This window comes from Nocardia inohanensis NBRC 100128 (assembly GCF_001612945.1).
Lineage (GTDB): Bacteria > Actinomycetota > Actinomycetes > Mycobacteriales > Mycobacteriaceae > Nocardia > Nocardia inohanensis.
In genome coordinates this window covers 27,419-42,182 of sequence record NZ_BDBK01000012.1, presented here as the reverse complement: position 1 = coordinate 42,182, position 14,764 = coordinate 27,419, and the positions used below count along the sequence as shown (strand labels likewise).

15 protein-coding genes are annotated in these 14,764 nt (G+C 67.2%); 8 read left to right on the top strand and 7 right to left on the bottom strand.

Features of this window, described 5'->3' with window-relative positions:
- Positions 1-8: 8 nt before the first annotated feature.
- From NI1_RS38540 to NI1_RS22790, 4 genes are all read left to right on the top strand, one after another.
- On the top strand, positions 9-686 hold the full coding sequence (locus tag NI1_RS38540) for an Rv1363c family protein (protein WP_169815617.1): 678 nt from the start codon (positions 9-11) through the stop codon (positions 684-686).
- Entirely contained in the window at positions 623-1,324 is a 702-nt protein-coding gene (locus NI1_RS38535) for a TetR/AcrR family transcriptional regulator (protein ID WP_169815616.1), read from the top strand. The genes NI1_RS38540 and NI1_RS38535 overlap by 64 nt, the downstream gene beginning before the upstream one ends.
- On the top strand, positions 1,324-1,959 hold the full coding sequence (locus tag NI1_RS22795) for a TetR/AcrR family transcriptional regulator (protein WP_067824489.1): 636 nt from the start codon (positions 1,324-1,326) through the stop codon (positions 1,957-1,959). The genes NI1_RS38535 and NI1_RS22795 overlap by 1 nt, the downstream gene beginning before the upstream one ends.
- Positions 1,960-2,031: 72 nt before the next feature.
- On the top strand, positions 2,032-2,457 hold the full coding sequence (locus NI1_RS22790; RefSeq protein WP_067824488.1) for a hypothetical protein: 426 nt from the start codon (positions 2,032-2,034) through the stop codon (positions 2,455-2,457).
- Positions 2,458-2,504: 47 nt separating this feature from the next.
- On the opposite strand, the gene NI1_RS22785 is transcribed toward NI1_RS22790, so the two are convergent.
- Positions 2,505-3,362, bottom strand: coding sequence for a cyclopropane mycolic acid synthase family methyltransferase (locus NI1_RS22785; RefSeq protein ID WP_067824487.1), 858 nt, complete (start codon positions 3,360-3,362; stop codon positions 2,505-2,507).
- A 200-nt stretch (positions 3,363-3,562) separates the two neighbouring features.
- Here NI1_RS22785 and NI1_RS22780 point away from each other — a divergent pair, with 200 nt between their 5' ends.
- Together NI1_RS22780 and NI1_RS22775 are read left to right on the top strand one after the other, a co-directional pair.
- On the top strand, positions 3,563-4,462 hold the full coding sequence (locus tag NI1_RS22780; protein ID WP_067824485.1) for an expansin EXLX1 family cellulose-binding protein: 900 nt from the start codon (positions 3,563-3,565) through the stop codon (positions 4,460-4,462).
- Positions 4,463-4,558: 96 nt separating this feature from the next.
- Positions 4,559-5,488: an alpha/beta fold hydrolase gene (locus NI1_RS22775; RefSeq protein ID WP_245663368.1), complete on the top strand. Its 930-nt coding sequence runs from the start codon at positions 4,559-4,561 to the stop codon at positions 5,486-5,488.
- On the opposite strand, the gene NI1_RS22770 is transcribed toward NI1_RS22775, so the two are convergent.
- Entirely contained in the window at positions 5,485-6,885 is a 1,401-nt protein-coding gene (locus tag NI1_RS22770) for a WS/DGAT/MGAT family O-acyltransferase (RefSeq protein WP_067824484.1), read from the bottom strand. The two genes, NI1_RS22775 and NI1_RS22770, sit on opposite strands and share 4 nt — an antisense overlap.
- Positions 6,886-7,150: 265 nt before the next feature.
- On the opposite strand from NI1_RS22770, the gene NI1_RS22765 reads away from it, so the two are divergent.
- The gene (locus NI1_RS22765; RefSeq protein ID WP_084523568.1) at positions 7,151-7,804 is read left to right on the top strand and encodes a cutinase family protein; all 654 of its coding nucleotides are present in this window, start codon (positions 7,151-7,153) and stop codon (positions 7,802-7,804) included.
- Between the two features lie 161 nt (positions 7,805-7,965).
- On the opposite strand, the gene NI1_RS22760 is transcribed toward NI1_RS22765, so the two are convergent.
- A complete protein-coding gene (locus NI1_RS22760) occupies positions 7,966-9,981 on the bottom strand; it encodes an SDR family oxidoreductase (RefSeq protein ID WP_067824482.1) in 2,016 nt (671 codons plus the stop codon).
- 494 nt (positions 9,982-10,475) lie between these two features.
- Positions 10,476-11,051: a TetR/AcrR family transcriptional regulator gene (locus tag NI1_RS22755; protein WP_067824480.1), complete on the bottom strand. Its 576-nt coding sequence runs from the start codon at positions 11,049-11,051 to the stop codon at positions 10,476-10,478.
- A 133-nt stretch (positions 11,052-11,184) separates the two neighbouring features.
- On the opposite strand from NI1_RS22755, the gene NI1_RS22750 reads away from it, so the two are divergent.
- On the top strand, positions 11,185-11,778 hold the full coding sequence (locus NI1_RS22750; RefSeq protein WP_218026811.1) for an SRPBCC family protein: 594 nt from the start codon (positions 11,185-11,187) through the stop codon (positions 11,776-11,778).
- Here the strand turns inward: NI1_RS22750 and NI1_RS22745 are convergent.
- From NI1_RS22745 to NI1_RS22735, 3 genes are read right to left on the bottom strand one after another with little or no spacing between them, the layout of a single operon-like run.
- Positions 11,775-12,635 carry an amidohydrolase family protein gene (locus NI1_RS22745; RefSeq protein WP_067824479.1) on the bottom strand — a complete coding sequence of 287 codons (861 nt, stop codon included), beginning with the start codon at positions 12,633-12,635 and terminating at the stop codon, positions 11,775-11,777. The two genes, NI1_RS22750 and NI1_RS22745, sit on opposite strands and share 4 nt — an antisense overlap.
- A gap of 11 nt (positions 12,636-12,646) precedes the next feature.
- On the bottom strand, positions 12,647-13,387 hold the full coding sequence (locus tag NI1_RS22740; RefSeq protein ID WP_218026810.1) for an SDR family NAD(P)-dependent oxidoreductase: 741 nt from the start codon (positions 13,385-13,387) through the stop codon (positions 12,647-12,649).
- A 53-nt stretch (positions 13,388-13,440) separates the two neighbouring features.
- Complete coding sequence (locus NI1_RS22735) at positions 13,441-14,748, bottom strand: glycosyltransferase (protein WP_245663367.1); 1,308 nt, start codon at positions 14,746-14,748, stop codon at positions 13,441-13,443.
- Positions 14,749-14,764: the final 16 nt, after the last annotated feature.

Sequence of the window (14,764 nt, the reverse complement as noted above, 5' to 3'; positions counted from 1 at the left end):
GATTCATCATGATTGACACCGAGAAGACTCCGGAAACCACCGAAAACGCCGAGGCCACCGTGGAACCCGTGGTGCTCGAAAAGCACGCGACCGCGCCCGCCGCACCCGCGCCTGCGGCCGCGCCGATGCCCACTCGGGAAACGATGTCCGCCAAGGGATTCCGGGACCGCGTCTACCCGCTGCTGATCGGCGCCGCCGCCGCGCTGGCCGTCCTGGCGACCGTGCTGGGCGTCGGCTGGTACCGCGCCGCCGGCGATCTGGACACCACCCGCACCGCCCAGGCCGACCGCGATCGCGCCGCGGAGGTCGCCAAGGACTACACCCTGCGCTCGCTGACCTACGATTACAAGAACATGCCCGCCTTCTTCGACAACGTCCAGCGCGGCACCTCCGAAGCGCTGACCAAGCGCTACAACGATGTCCACGACACCCTCACCAAGATCATGACCGAGGCCCAGGTCGTCGCCACCGGCACCGTGGTCGGCACTTCGGTGGAGGCCAAGGGCAACGACCAGTACGCGGTCACCGTCTTCGCCACCCAGCGCACCCAGAACATCCAGCAGGCCGAGGCCGCGACCAAACCCAATCTGCTGACCGTCACCGTCGCCAAGAGCGGCGGCGAGTGGCTGGTCGTCGACTACGGCCCGAAGGATGTCACCGAGACGAAGGGCGGGGCCGCGAAATAAGCCCGCGCACCGGCCGGCCGCCGCAGCAACAGCTTCCGCTGCGGCGGCGCCGGCAGATCATCGAAGCCGCCTACGAGGTGTTCACCGCCCAGGGTTACGGGGCCACCGCGATTTCCGCGGTCGCCGCGCGCGCCGGGGTCGGGCAGGGCACCATCTACCGGTACTTCGGCAGCAAGCGTGAAATCCTGGACCACGTAATCGATTTCGGCGTCGAGAAGTTCCTCGACTCACTCCGCATCGACCTGCTGGTCGGGACCGCGTCCAGTGTGCCCGAGTTGCTGGACGGGGTGCGCGCGGGCATGGAGCGCGTCTACGACCTGATCGAACGCGATCCGCGGTTCATGCGGCTGCTGCTGGTGGAGGCGGGTGCCATCGACGCCGAATTGTCGCAGCGGCTCTTCGGTTTGGAGGCGATGGCCGCCACCCTGGTCGCCGCCGAACTGACCCGGGGCATGGACGCCGGCTGGATCCGCGCGGATATCGACGCCGAGGTGCTCGCCCACACCATCCTCATGCTGGTGCTGCCCTGGATGATGCGGGAACTGCGCGGCGCCGGCGATCCGGCGATCCGCGCCCACAGCACCGCCGCCGTCCTCGTCCTGCTGGAGAAGTCCCTGCGTGTCCGGGGCGTCGCCTGATGACCGATACCGAACCCGCCACCCGCCGCGCGGCCCGCGCCGAAGCCCGCCGCACCGCCCTGGTCCGGGCCGCCTACGACCTCATCACCACCCGTGGTTTCCGGGGCGTCGGCGTGGACGACATCGCCGTCGCCGCGGGCGTCAGCCACGGCACCTTCTACAACTACTTCGACAACAAACGCGACATCCTCGACGCCGTCATCGATCACGCCTTCGACCTCATCAAGGACCGGCTGCTCGGCCCCGAAGGCGATACCGCCGCCGACTCCCTCGCCGACTTCTGCGCCCGCTACGCCCGCGTCATCGACCGCTGCTACGACCTGGTCGCCGGTGAGCCCGGCCTGGTGAATTTCCTACTGCTGGAAGCCTCTTCGATCGACGACCGCGTCATCGAACGCTGTATCCAGAATGCCCGCCGCTACGGCGAGCAAGCCGTCGTCAAGGTCGATCACGGCATCCGAGAAGGCTTCCTGGACCCCGCCCTGGACGCCCACACCGCCGGCGAGGTCCTGCTCTCGGTCCTGGTCTCGGCCCTCATGTCCGCCCTGCGCGCCGGATCCGACGGCCTCACCCAGGATCGCGTCCGAGCCCAGCTGGTCGACTTCCTGCGCACCGCACTGGGCGCCGAGCCATAACCCGACCCGGAGCAAACAGTCGGTATCCTCGACCGGGTTCGGCTCGGGATCCAACGTCGCAGGAGTTCACGCATGAATTTCGCTCGTAAGCTCGCCGTCACCACCACCGCCTTGGCCGCCGCGGCCCTCCCCGCCGCCGCGATCGCCGGCGCCGACCCCGCGGTCATCCCCTTCCAAATAAACCCTGCCCCTTTCGGCAACCCCAACGGCAGCTTCGACGCCTTCCCCGGCAACTGCGTCGCCGTAGTCGGCGCCCTCCCCGGCACCGTCACCATCGCCGGCGGCAAGCCGGGCGGCTGGGGCTGCTACATCTCCTCCACCGTCCAATGGCTCAACCTCACCACCGGCGTCACCGGCACCACCCAACTCTCCAACGGCCTCAACGGCATTCCCGCCCAAACCACCTTCACCCCCGGCCCCGGTCAGCTGGCCCTCATCCTCACCCCCGCCAGCGGCGGCACCACCACCCCCGGGTTCGCCACCTTCTATGTCCCGTGAGGTAAACGGAAGTGCCCGCGAATATCCGGCATTCGCGGGCCTTCGGGCTATTTGACGAGGGTGAACTGCATGACGTCGAGGTGGCCGCTGCGGAAGTAGTCGGCGCAGCCGGTGAGGTAGCGGCGGTAGCGGTCGTAGACCTCTTCGGAGGTGAGGGCGATGGCGCGGTCGCGGTTGGTTCGCAGGGCGGCGGCCCACTGGTCGAGGGTGCGGGCGTAGTGGGGTTGCAGGGAGTGGATGCGCTGGATGTGGAAGCCGGCGGCGGTGGCGAGGCGGGGGACTTCGTCGGCTTGGGGGAGTTGGCCGCCGGGGAAGATCTCGCGCTTCATGAAGATGTGGAAGAGCGCGTCGGCGCGGGTGACGGGGATGTTCGCGGCGCGGAGTTCGGCGAGGGTGCGGCCGATGATGGTGTGCAGCAGCAGGCGGCCGTCGGCGGGCATCATGCGGTGGCAGCGGGTCATGAATTCGGTGTAGCGCTCTTTGCGGAAGTGCTCGAAGGCGCCGATGCTGACGATGCGGTCGGCGGTGCCGTCGAATTCTTCCCAACCCTGTAGGCGCACTTCGGCATTGGTGAGGCCGAGGGCCGCGATGCGGGCGCGGGTGTGCTCGTACTGGTTGCGGCTCAGGGTGAGGCCGATGACCCGGATGTCGTATTGCTGGGCGGCGCGCAGCACGGTCGCGCCCCAGCCGCAGCCGATGTCCAGCAGGGTCATGCCCGGTTGCAGGCGCAGTTTGCCGAGCGAGAGGTCGATCTTGGCGCGCTGGGCATCCTCCAGGGTCATTCGGTCGTCGGCGAAGAAGGCGCAGCTGTAGGTCATCGACGGGTCGAGGAACAGCGCGTAGAACTCGTCGGACAGGTCGTAGTGGGATTGGACTTGTCGATAGAACGGCGCGAGCTGGGTCATGGTGGGCGTCTCCTGAGGGGGCAGGTACCCGGTTATACGAAGCCGGATCCGGTTCCGTTCGAATCCAGGACACGCCGGTGACACGCCGATTCTCTGCTTTCGAGTTTCCGATTCGAGTCCGGTGCGACCGGTCCGGCTGCTTTCCTGATAGCAGTCAGCATCGTTGCAGCAAACATCAATTCGGAGGTTGGGGAGCGGCCATGCACCGCACGGGACACGAAGAGGTCCGCTCTGGCAGACCCTGGCTGTGGACGGCACTGACCGGACTCGTCGTGGTGGGAGCGGTGAGCTGGATGATGCGGCCGGTACCGGCGTCCTGCACCGCCGCGCCGCCCACCACCACCGTGGTCACGCTACCGGCGACCACCCCGCCGAGTTCGGTTACCACGCAGCAGAATCCGACGACGCAGCCCGCCCCCGAGCACGGTGAAGCGCGCTACTACGCGTTCGGTCAGGGTGTGGCCTGTTCGCTGCCGGATCTGCCCCTGGACGGCTACTACGTCGGCATACCCACCACGGAGTACGAAGGTTCCGCGCCGTGCGGCTCGTATGTGGACATCGACGGTCCGCTCGGCAGCGTCCGCGCGCAGATCGTGGACCGCTGCCCGGCGTGCGCACCGCACCAATACGACTTGAGCAGAACGGCTTTCGAAGCCATCGCCAATACCAAGGACGGTGTCGCGCCGATCCGCATCAGCCGGGTCCGCGACCCCAATCCCGCGCCCGAGCTCTACTACCGGGTGCAATCGGGTTCCAACGCCGACTGGCTGGGGTTGCTGTTCGGCGGTAGCGGAAACCCATTGCGTCAGGTGGCCTTGCGGCCGGAGGCCGGCGGCGACTGGGTCTCGCTGCGGCGCGGGTACGACAACACCTGGTCGCTTTCGGGTCTCGGCCCGGGGCCGTTCGCGGCCCTGGTGATCGACGAATACGACCACGAAGTGCTGCTCTCGGGCATTACCGTCGATCCGGGGCAGTTGCGCTACACCGGAATTCGGCTCTACGACATGCCCGGCGCGGCGCCGGTCACCGAGACCCCGCCGCCGCCCGCACCGGTGGTGGTCACGACGGTGTTGAGCGGCCCGCACACCTGTAAACCGTAATGAAGCGCACCGCGACCAGTCCGGCGGCTTATGGCATCATCGGGTGGAACGTGTTTCATTTCCGCCTGTTGAAGCAGCACGTCGGGAGGCATTTCGATGACGAACCCCAGCATGGCGCGGTCGGTGCGCGCAGCGACCGGCGAACCCCGCCGCGGCCGCCGCCTGTCCTCACGAATCTCCAGGTTGACCGAGGTCCCGCAGGGGTCCATGGTCGAGCTGGCCGGCCGCGGTCGCACCTACGTGGTGGATCTGCCCGGCCCGGCCGCCGACTCCCCGACGGTGATCCTGCTGCACGGCGCCTCCACCACCGCCATGCTGAACTGGTTCCCGTGCCTGAAGGAACTCGGCGAGCACTACCGGGTGGTGCTGTTCGATCAGCGCTGGCACGGCCGCGGAATCCGTTCGGAGCGTTTCGATCTCGACGATCTGGCGGACGATGTGATCGCCGTGGCCGACGCGCTCGGCGTGGATCGTCCCATTCTCGCGGGCTATTCGATGGGCGGGCTGGTCGCGCAGCTGGCCGCGCACCGGCATCCGGACCGGGTCGGCGGAATCGTCCTGGCCGCCACCACCTACAAGTTCCAGGAGAAGTGGCGCGAGCGCGCGTTCCATCGCAGCTGGGCGGCGATCGCCACCTCGTTCAGCGAATGGTCGTTCCGCCGTGCGGAATTGCGCCGGGACAAACTCACCGAACTGCCCGAGTCCTCCTGGCCGGTGGGCCGGATGGATCGCTGGGCGATGGGCGAGATGCGCAGCACGAGCGGCTGGGCGCTGGCGCAATCGCTGGTGGCGCTGGGGCGGTTCGATTCCTCGGAATGGCTGCCGGGCCTGAAAGTGCCGACGGCGGTGCTGATCACCACGCGGGACCGGGCGTTGCCGGTGGGGCGTCAGCTGGAAATGGCGAAAATGATTCCGGGAGCGGAGATCTTCCTGGCGAAGGCCGGTCATGCGGCCTGCGCACTCGAGGCGGACGTCTTTGTCCCGGTGTTCCTCGAGGCCGTCGCTTCGGTGGCGGAGCGGGTCTAGCGCTTTTCGCGGGCGGCTTTGAGCAGCTCGGTGATGACCTCGGGCACGGCATCGGCGAGCTGGTCGATATCGGGCGCGAGTTCGCGGCAGGCGATGAAACCGAAATCGAGACTGCCGTTGGTGGAGATGACCGTGGCGGTCAGGCCCGCGCCGTGGAAGACCGGCCCGAACGGATACATCGAGGACACCCGCACGCCCAGGAAGTACTTGGGGAAGTCGGGTCCGGGCACATTCGAGACGACCAGATTGTGCACCACCGGATGATGCTCGGCGAGCTTGAACGAGGAATAGGCGCGGGCGGCGAGCTGGAAGGTGTTGGGCGGGGCGTACTTCGCCCAATCCTGTAGGAAGTCCGCACCGATCAGGTTGTGCTCCTCCTTCGCGCCGCGATTGTCCTCGGCGATGGCCAGCATGCGCGCCACCGGATCGGCGATATCGGTGTAGAGGCGGGCGAAGATGGTCGAGACCTGGTTCACGCCGGCTTCGTGACGGGTGGTGTCGTGCACCGACACCGGAACCGAAGCGATGAGCGAGGTTTCGGGCAGTTCGCCGTGGTTCTCCAGATAGGCCCGCAGCGATCCGCCGACGACGGCCAGCACCACATCATTGACCTTGACGCCGAACGCGGTCTTTATCTCCTTGATATCGGCCAGCTCCGACTGGATGAAGGAGACGGCGCGATGCGGGGTGATCGCGCGATTGAACGGGGTGCGCGGGGCGGTGAACGGCAGCGGCATACCGCGCGAGCCGTTGCCGCGCCGGCGTTGCACCAGACCGCCCAGGATGCCGACGGTCTTGGGCACCATGCCGACCAGTCCGAGCTTGGCCGGGAACTTCAGCAGCGCTTCGGCGGCGAGGGCGAGATCGCTGGGTTCGGCTTCGGGAGTAGGTGATTCGGCGGGCGGAGTGTAGCTGACGCCGGGCTCGAGATCACACAGGTGCATCATCATATTGGTGCCGGTGATGCCGTCCACGATGGCGTGGTGGTACTTCGAGACCACCGCGACCTTGCCGTGCGGCAGGCCCTCCACCACCCACATCTCCCAGAGCGGGCGGCGGCGATCCAGGGGCCGGCCGGCGATATCGGCGGTGATATCGGACAATTCGCGGCGACCGCCCGGGGCGGGGAGCGCGGCGCGGCGCACGTGATACCCGAGATCGAAGTCCGGATCCAGCACCCACACCGGATGATCGAGGTTGAACGGCACCTGGTGCAGGCGGCTGGTCATGGCCGGAATCAAGTGCAGCCGGCGGCCGAGTTCGGCTTTGAAGCGCTCGAAGTCGAACTCCACGCCGTCGGCGGCCGGGTCGACTATCAGAAGTGCGCATACGTGCAGCAGTTGAGTGTCTGTTTCGAGATAGAGGAAGCTGGCATCGAGCCCTGTAAGTCGTTCCATACCAAGACAGTATGGGAACCGGTTCCATTTTGCGCACCGATCGCTGCACCTGAATGTACTGGTTGGATCCCATTCCGTTGCCTCGAAGTAGCTTGTAGATAACAAGTTTCATATCGATACGGTTGGGCCGCGATTGGGTATCTCTCACTGGAATGCGTTGCCGCCCCGCCGGTCCGTTCGTACCTTGGGTCACATGGCCGGATGAAGTGTCACTTGTCACTGACAAGAGTCGTCCGGCTTCTCACAACGGCGTGAGGTGAGGAACATGGGCGACCGAAAGGTACTGCCGACTGGCAAATGGCGTAGCACTTGGGTTTTCGCGACCATGCTGATGATCGCGGCCGCGCTGATCCCGCTCCGACCCGGAACGGCACACGCGCAATGGTGTGCCGAGGTGGATGTGGTGGTGGCGCGGGGCACCGGTGAGCCCGGCTGGCTGGGTGACGTGGTCGGGAACCAGCTGTACGGCTATTTGCAGGACCGGTTGCCCAGGACGACCAGCGCCTACTCGGTCTCCTACCCCGCCGACTACAGCTTCAACCTCGGCTGGGGCAGCTCGGATCTGGTGTCCCACTTGACCGCTCAGGCCGCCGAGTGCCCCGGCCAAGCCTTCGTCCTGGTCGGCTACTCACAGGGTGCGGCGGTCATTCACGCCGCCCTCGGCACCGGCGCGGTGTCGTGGTACCCGAACCGCTCACAGCTGCCGGCCTACCTCGCCGATCACGTGGCGGCGATCCTGCTCTTCGGCGATCCCATGGAGGCGATCGGCTGGAGCGTGCCCGGCGCCTACCTCGGCCGCACCGGATCCTGGTGCACCAGTGGGGATCCCATCTGCGGGTCGGGATCCAACTACTACGCGCACGTCTCCTACTCCGACAGCTTCGTCGCGGCAGCCAACTTCGCGGCATACCGCATCTGAGCAAGCCACCTGAATCCCCGGGGTATCGGCGAGATTTCGAAGGGGCGATCGCCGATCGGTCCGGGGGCATCGGCCCGATGGGTTATACCCATCGGGCCGAATCGCTGTGTGCGGCAGCCCTGTTCCTCAGCTTCGCACTCGGCCGTGGCCGGGATCACGGCCTACCAGTGCAGGCCCGGGATCTTGTTGGCGATGCGGGCGGCGGGGGAGGGCAGGCCCATGAGGGGCTGCACGATCGGCGCCAATGCCAGTAGCGGGCTACGGGATTCGGGCTTGGCGTCGGACGGGGCGTCGGCGGGGGTGCTGCCGTGCGCGGCCTTGGACTCGCCGAACATGCGGAAGCCTTGCGAGAGGATGGCGCGCTTCACCGACGGCATGACGGTGTCGACGAACTGGGCGAAGGTGCCGATGGGGGTGTCGATCCGGCTGGGGCGGTGTTCGAGCGCCCGCACCACGATGCCGGCGGCCTGCTCCGGGGTGTGCACCGGGATCGACTTGTAGAGGTCGGTCGGGGCGATCATCGGGGTGCGCACCAGGGGCATGCGCACCGACGTGAAGGTGATTCCGGCGTCGGCGTTCTCGACCGCGGCGATCTCGCTGAAATTGTCCAGGGCCGATTTGCTCGCCACGTATGCCGCGAAGCGGGGCACCTTGGTCTGCACCGCGATCGAGGAGATGTTCACGAAGTGGCCGAAGCGGCGTTCACGCATGGACGGCAGCAGCGCCAGGATCAGCCGGACCGCGCCGAAATAGTTGACCGCCATGGTGCGCTCGAAGTCGTGCATGCGGTCGGTGGAGTTGAGCACCGAACGGCGGATCGAACGGCCCGCGTTGTTCACCACGTAGTCGACGTGGCCGTGGTCGGCCAGCATCTGCTTGACCAGCAGCTCCACCGACTTCTCATCGGTGATGTCGCAGGTGTACGCCTGTGCCGCACCGCTTTCGGCGCGCACCTGGGCGGCGGCGGCCTCGATGTCCTCGGGGGTGCGGGCCACCATGAGCACGGTCGCGCCGCGCTTGGCGACGGCGTGCGCGGTGGCCAGGCCGATACCGGAGGACGCGCCGGTGACCAGCACGATGCGACCGGCCAGTCCGTCACCGTCGCCGCGGCGGGCGCGGTCCGGGTCCAGATGGTCGGCCCAGTAGTTCCACAGCGTGTCCGCGTAATCGGCGAACTCGGGGACCTCGATGCCCGCGGGGCGCAGAATCGCGCGGGTCGATTCGGAGACGAACTCCGATTCGAAGGCGGTGTGCGGGGCAACCTCGGCGGGAATGCCGAAGCGCTCCAGCAGGAAATCGCGCACCGCCGGAACACCGGGAATGCCGCCGAGCGCATGCAGTGCGGTATTGCTGCCGGGGACCGTGCCGATCCCGGCCGGTGCGCCCGCGGCCCGGGCCAGCGCGGCATAGATATCGCCGAACGGCTGCGGCTGCGGATTGGTGAGATGGAAAGTGCGCCCCACCAGACCGGGCTTGGTGATCAACTCGACCATGGCCGCGGCCACGAAGTCGACCGGAACGATATTGGTGGCGCCCAGATTCGGCAGCGGCATCGGCAGTTCCGACGGCAGCGCGGCCAATCCGGCGATCGCGGGGAAGAAGTAATACGGCCCGTCGATCTTGTCCATTTCACCGGTGCGGGAATCGCCGACCACAATGGCCGGGCGATACACCCGCCAGCGCAGGCCCTCGGCCTCGCGGACCTGCTTCTCGGCCTCGAATTTGGTGCGGTGATAAGGCGAATTCAAGTTCTGGCCGAGATCGAAATCGTCCTCGAAGAACTTGCCCTTGTGATCACCGGCGACCGCGACCGACGAAACGTGATGCAGTACCGCGCCCAGTTCCCGCGCCAGGTCGATGACCGACTGCGTGCCCCGCACGTTCGCGGCGTAGGTGACGTCCTCGGCGGCGGTCATATCGTAGACCGCGCCCAGGTGCACCACGTGCTCGGCGCTCGGCGTCTCGTCGACGAGTCCGAGGCCCGGCGCGGTCAGGTCTCCGACCAGCGGGAACACCCGATCCTCCGCGCCCCAGCCCGCGGCCATCTCGCGCAGTTTGGCGACCGACGCCTCGCGCACCAGGGCGTGCACGACCGCCTGCGGGTCGCGCTCCAGCAGCCCGGCGACCACGCGCCGTCCCAGGAATCCGGTCCCGCCTGTGACGATGTAGGAAACCATCGTCCCCTCCTTTTCACGAACCAGTTGGTAGCCAACAGTGTTCGTCCGACATGCGTCGGTGGATGCGGACGTAGATTGAGCGGCCCCCTTACAGAATGTCGGGCCGAGGTAGGAACACCTTCGTGCCTAACTGGTGAGTAACTTTACGGCCCGGAAAAAGTCGTATCAACCGAAACGGGCCTTCGGGGCGTGTGTGAATGGTCACCCCGGAGCTATTCCAGTTGTTGTGTGTAACAAGCGTTTTCGTGTAACCGTCTGACGCAGTTGGCAATTTATCAGCTACTGGTCAAGCGTCCTAAGCGCTGGCTTACCACTTTGCTCATCGCCGATAACCGGCAATCACCCCTATCTGATTTGCCCGAATCGCCACGCCGAGCGGCAAACCTGCTGGTGAACGCCTTGCGTCGGCGACCAATACGAGACCTATCGCCGAAACGTCCCCGCCTGGATCCCCCGCCGCACCCGTTGGACGCCTGCCGGGGTTGATCGTTAGGTCATTGCAGGAGGCTGTCGAGTTCTTCGGTGTAGAGGCCGGCGGGGTCTATTCGCATGCCGGTGAAGTGGCCGGCCAGTTCGAGGGAGAGGACGCCGTGCAGGCGGGTCCAGAATGCGAGGGCGCGGCGGGAAGGTGGTGTGGGGGAAGGGGTTTCGGCCAGGACCTCGATCAGGAGGGTCATTATTCGGTCGGAGATCTCGGTGGTGTCGGCGGGAGCGTGGTAGCCGGGGATGGGGGTGCCGTAGATGAGGAAGTAGCGGTGGGGGTTGGTCAGGGCCCAATCGCGTAGGGAGTGGGCTAGTTCGGTGAGGTCGGCGCCTGCCGTGCGGGCCTGGTGCAGGGTGTCGGACAGGGAGCGGTAGGCGTCTCGGATCAGGTCGGTGATGAGGTCGTCCCGGCTGGGGAAGTAGCGGTAGAGGGCGGGGCCGGACATGCCTACCTGTTTGGCGATGGCATTGAGGGAGAGGGCGGAAGCGCCGGCCGTGGCTATCTGATCCCAGGCGACCTGTTTGATCTCGGCTTGCATCTGGGCTCGATACCGCTCGCGGGGGGTTTTCGCGGGGGCTTCCGTCATGGGCTCGTCCTTCTAGGAGGGGGCTTCGTTGCCGATTGGTTAGAGGTTATCACTTTTGCTCTTGCATATCGCGCAAGATGGTTATACCTTCTAACTCAAGCGATAACCGATAATCAAACAGGAGTTGAGAACGATGAAGATGCTGGTAGGGATGGTTTTGGCAGCGGCGGTTCTGGCTGGAACCTCGGGTGTCGCGGTGGCTGATGGGCCCGCTGCGAACGAGGCTCCGCTGACCTGCGGCGGGGAGGGGATCGATCAGGCGGCACCGATTCATTACCGGACGGAAGCGGTGATCAAGGCTCCGATGGAGACCGTCTGGAACTTGCAGACGGACGTGGAGCGGTGGCCTTCGTGGCAGACGGCCGTCAGCGGTATCGAGCGGCTGGATGCGGGTGCGTTGCGGCCGGGTTCGCAATTCCGGTGGAGCACACCGGTTCCCGCCAGCCCCACCACCCCGGCGACGACGCTGAGCATCACTTCGACGGTGCACCGGATGAGCGCGCAGCGGTGCATTCGGTGGAGCGGGCCCGCGGTCGGTGACGGGTTGAGCATCGACGGCGGGATTCACGTGTGGACGTTCACGCCGGTGGCGGGCGGCGTGCTGGTGCGTACCGAGGAGAACTGGAGCGGGGCGCAGGTCGAGGCGGATGTGCCGACCTCCACCCAGTTCCTCGGTATGGGGCTGGAGGCGTGGCTGGCGGACCTGCGGACCGCCGCCGAGGGTTAGAGGGCGTAGAGAGTGGATGCCGTTGCGGCGTAGAAGAGTTCGGCTTCGTGGTCGGTGGCGTCGGCGGTGACGGCGCGATCGACGGTGGTGAGCAGTTCGGTGTAGGTGCCCGCGCGGGAATCGACCGGCATGTTGGAAGCGAACACGAGACGATGCCAACCCCAGAGCTGGACGCTGGTTTCGAGCCAGTATTCGAGGGTCGGCCAGGTGAGGTCGGGGCAGATCATGCCGAGGCCGGAGAGTTTGCACAGCCACGGGGTTTCCTTGGCGGCCAAGGAGAGTGCGTTGTGCCAGGCGGTCCGCTGGTCGGGATCGGTCCCCTGGGGCAGGCCGAGGTGTTCGAGCACCACCCGCAGCTTCGGATAGCCGGCCAGGAAGTCGATCCAGTCGAGCATATTGCCGGGATGGGCGACGAGATCGAAGACGGCGTCGCGGTCTTGCAGCCAGCTCGCTATCGCATCGGCGGCGGGGGTGTTGGGGGACAGGCCCTGGAAGACGCGGATGCCGCGGAAACATGTCGAGCGGGATTGGGTTTCGAGGTCGGCGAGCAGCTCGGCGCGGGGGAGGGCCGGATCCACCGTGCCGATAACGGCGACTGGTCGGTTCAGTGTCGGGCCGAGCTTCTCCACCCATGCCGTCTCGTCGAGATAGGCCCGCGGCGCCGTCGTGGCGGAGACATGCACCAGCCCGGTGACATTCGCCCCGGCGATCGCCCGCTCGTAGTCCGCGGGCAGAAAGTTGCCCGCCAGCTCGGGTTTACCGGCGGCGGCCGCGAACTCACCCAGCTTCGGATACCAGGAATGCGCGGCGGTATCCCACAGATGAATGTGGGCGTCGACGATGGGATGGGTGGGCATCGGACCTCTCCTCAGTGCATGGTGATGCCGCCGCTGACGCTGATCAGCTGGCCGGTGACGTAACTGGCTTCCGGGCTCGCCAGCCACGCGATGAGGGCGGCGACCTCGTCCGGCCGGCCCAGGCGTTTGAGCGGAATCGCCTTCTCGAGCGCCGCCAGATCGCGGGGATGCGCGCGCATGGTGCGGTCGACCAGGCGCCCGGCGATGGGTCCGGGGCAGACCACGTTGACGGTCATGTCATGGCGGGCGACCTCGCGGGCCAGGGATTTGGCGAACCCGAAGAGACCGGACTTGGAGGCGGCGTAGGCGGCTTCCCCGGCGGCCCCGGCGCGAGCCCCGTCGGAGGAGACGAAAACCAGCCGGGCACAACCGGATCGCTGAAGCGCCGGCAGCAGGTGCTGGGTGAGCAGCATGGGCCCGCGCAGGTTGACCTGATGCATGAGGTCCCAGTGCTCGATACTGCTGCCGAGAAACGGTTCGACGATCGCGGCCCCCGCGCACTGCACAACGGTGGAAACGCCATCGCGCACGGAATCCGCAACGGCCGCAATGCTGTTCGCATCGGTGAGGTCGAGACGCAACGCCGTGGCCCGCGCACCCAGCTCCTGCGCGACCCGCTCGGCGGCATCCACATCGATATCGGCGAGCATCACCCGGTGTCCGGCCGCCACCAGCCGCCGCGCCGCCGCGCGCCCGATATCACCCCCGCCGCCGGTCACCAGTGCACCGGCGACGCTCCCGGATTCGCCCACTGCCCCATCCGTTCCGCCGTTCATGAATCCCTTCGGATTCCATGAATAGTCGGTCAGCGGATGTTTCGCGACACAATGTCCGCAATCCGACTGCGGAAAGCCTCCGGAGCGAAGGTGCACGCGTGCGCACGAATGGCGTCCGGACTGTACGCGGCGGGGTCGAAATCCCGTAGCGCGCGGGCGAACCCGGCGATGACCTGTTCGTCCGAGCCGTATTCGATATGCGCTCCGGACAATCCGGGCACCACGGTGTCGAGTGCCCCGCCTTCGCCCACGGCGAGCACCGGCGTCCCGCACGCCATGGCCTCGACCGGCACGATCCCGAAATCCTCCACACCGGGCATGAGCAGCGCCCGGCACCGGCGATACATATCGAGCAGCACCTCGTCGGAGGCCGCCCCGAGAAACGTCGTCTCCGGCCCCGCGATGGCCTCGAGCTGTCCCCGGAACCGCCCGTCCCCCAGCACGATCAACCGCACCCCGGCCCGCCGCGCCGCGCGAATCGCCAGATCCGGCCGCTTGTAGGGCACGAGCCGCCCGGCCACCAGAAAGAAGTCCTCCCGTGGCACCGATGGGTCCGGCGCGAACCGCTCCACCCGCACCGGCGGATTGACCACAGACGCGGGCAACCCCCACCACTCCCGCACCCGCGCCGCGACCGCCTGGGAATTCGCGATGACATGCTTCAGCCGGGGCGCGGCCCGCAGCTCACTCCGCCGCGCCAACGCCCCCAATCCGATCAACGCCGCCTGCCCCGCCGGCCCGCCACCCTCCTGCCGTCGAAACCCCTTGTCCCACGCCCACCGCGCCGGACTGTGCACATAGGCGATGACCGGCGCCGAGGTCGCCAGCGCCGCCTGTGCCGCGAACGCGTGATGGCTGACAACCACCGCGTCGTACCCGTCCGCAAGCGGCAACCCCCGCAGCGCTCGCGGCACGAACGGCAGCAACGGCGCATGCGATCGGCGACCGGCGCTCACGTGCACGCGCGACAGCCAGGTGTCGTACACACCGTGCGCGACGGCGGAATCGAATGCCGTACCGCCGAATTCGCGTTCATCGGTCGCCGCTGAGCCGGCGCGCGACGCAGGGCCGGTAGCCGCCACCGGGCCGGAGACCGGGTCGCCTCCGAAGCCGGCCGAGTGGACGGGCCCGCTATCGGTTCGGGGGGAGGTGGGCGCGCTCGGCCCGTTTCGCTGTCGCCCCGCCGCGGTCAGGAGCGTTCGGACGCAATCCTCTTCGGCGATCGGGGCGAAGACCGGCGCGCCGGGCCAGGTCTTCATGAACTCGGCCACCACGGCCTCCGAGCCGCCGTATTCGGTGAGGCGCTCGTGCACGATCGCGATTCGTGGGGTCGTCATGGTCGTCCTGTGGGTT

Bases quoted from the DNA above. Each gene is read 5' to 3' on its own strand.
- NI1_RS22750 (WP_218026811.1), top strand. From the start codon at position 11,185: ATGAAGATGCTGGTAGGGATGGTTTTGGCAGCGGCGGTTCTGGCTGGA.
- NI1_RS38540 (WP_169815617.1), top strand. From the start codon at position 9: ATGATTGACACCGAGAAGACTCCGGAAACCACCGAAAACGCCGAGGCC.
- NI1_RS22735 (WP_245663367.1), bottom strand. From the start codon at position 14,748: ATGACGACCCCACGAATCGCGATCGTGCACGAGCGCCTCACCGAATAC.
- NI1_RS22745 (WP_067824479.1), bottom strand. From the start codon at position 12,635: ATGCCCACCCATCCCATCGTCGACGCCCACATTCATCTGTGGGATACC.
- NI1_RS22760 (WP_067824482.1), bottom strand. From the start codon at position 9,981: ATGGTTTCCTACATCGTCACAGGCGGGACCGGATTCCTGGGACGGCGC.
- NI1_RS22795 (WP_067824489.1), top strand. From the start codon at position 1,324: ATGACCGATACCGAACCCGCCACCCGCCGCGCGGCCCGCGCCGAAGCC.
- NI1_RS22780 (WP_067824485.1), top strand. From the start codon at position 3,563: ATGCACCGCACGGGACACGAAGAGGTCCGCTCTGGCAGACCCTGGCTG.
- NI1_RS22770 (WP_067824484.1), bottom strand. From the start codon at position 6,885: ATGGAACGACTTACAGGGCTCGATGCCAGCTTCCTCTATCTCGAAACA.
- NI1_RS22790 (WP_067824488.1), top strand. From the start codon at position 2,032: ATGAATTTCGCTCGTAAGCTCGCCGTCACCACCACCGCCTTGGCCGCC.
- NI1_RS22775 (WP_245663368.1), top strand. From the start codon at position 4,559: ATGACGAACCCCAGCATGGCGCGGTCGGTGCGCGCAGCGACCGGCGAA.
- NI1_RS22755 (WP_067824480.1), bottom strand. From the start codon at position 11,051: ATGACGGAAGCCCCCGCGAAAACCCCCCGCGAGCGGTATCGAGCCCAG.
- NI1_RS22785 (WP_067824487.1), bottom strand. From the start codon at position 3,362: ATGACCCAGCTCGCGCCGTTCTATCGACAAGTCCAATCCCACTACGAC.
- NI1_RS22765 (WP_084523568.1), top strand. From the start codon at position 7,151: ATGGGCGACCGAAAGGTACTGCCGACTGGCAAATGGCGTAGCACTTGG.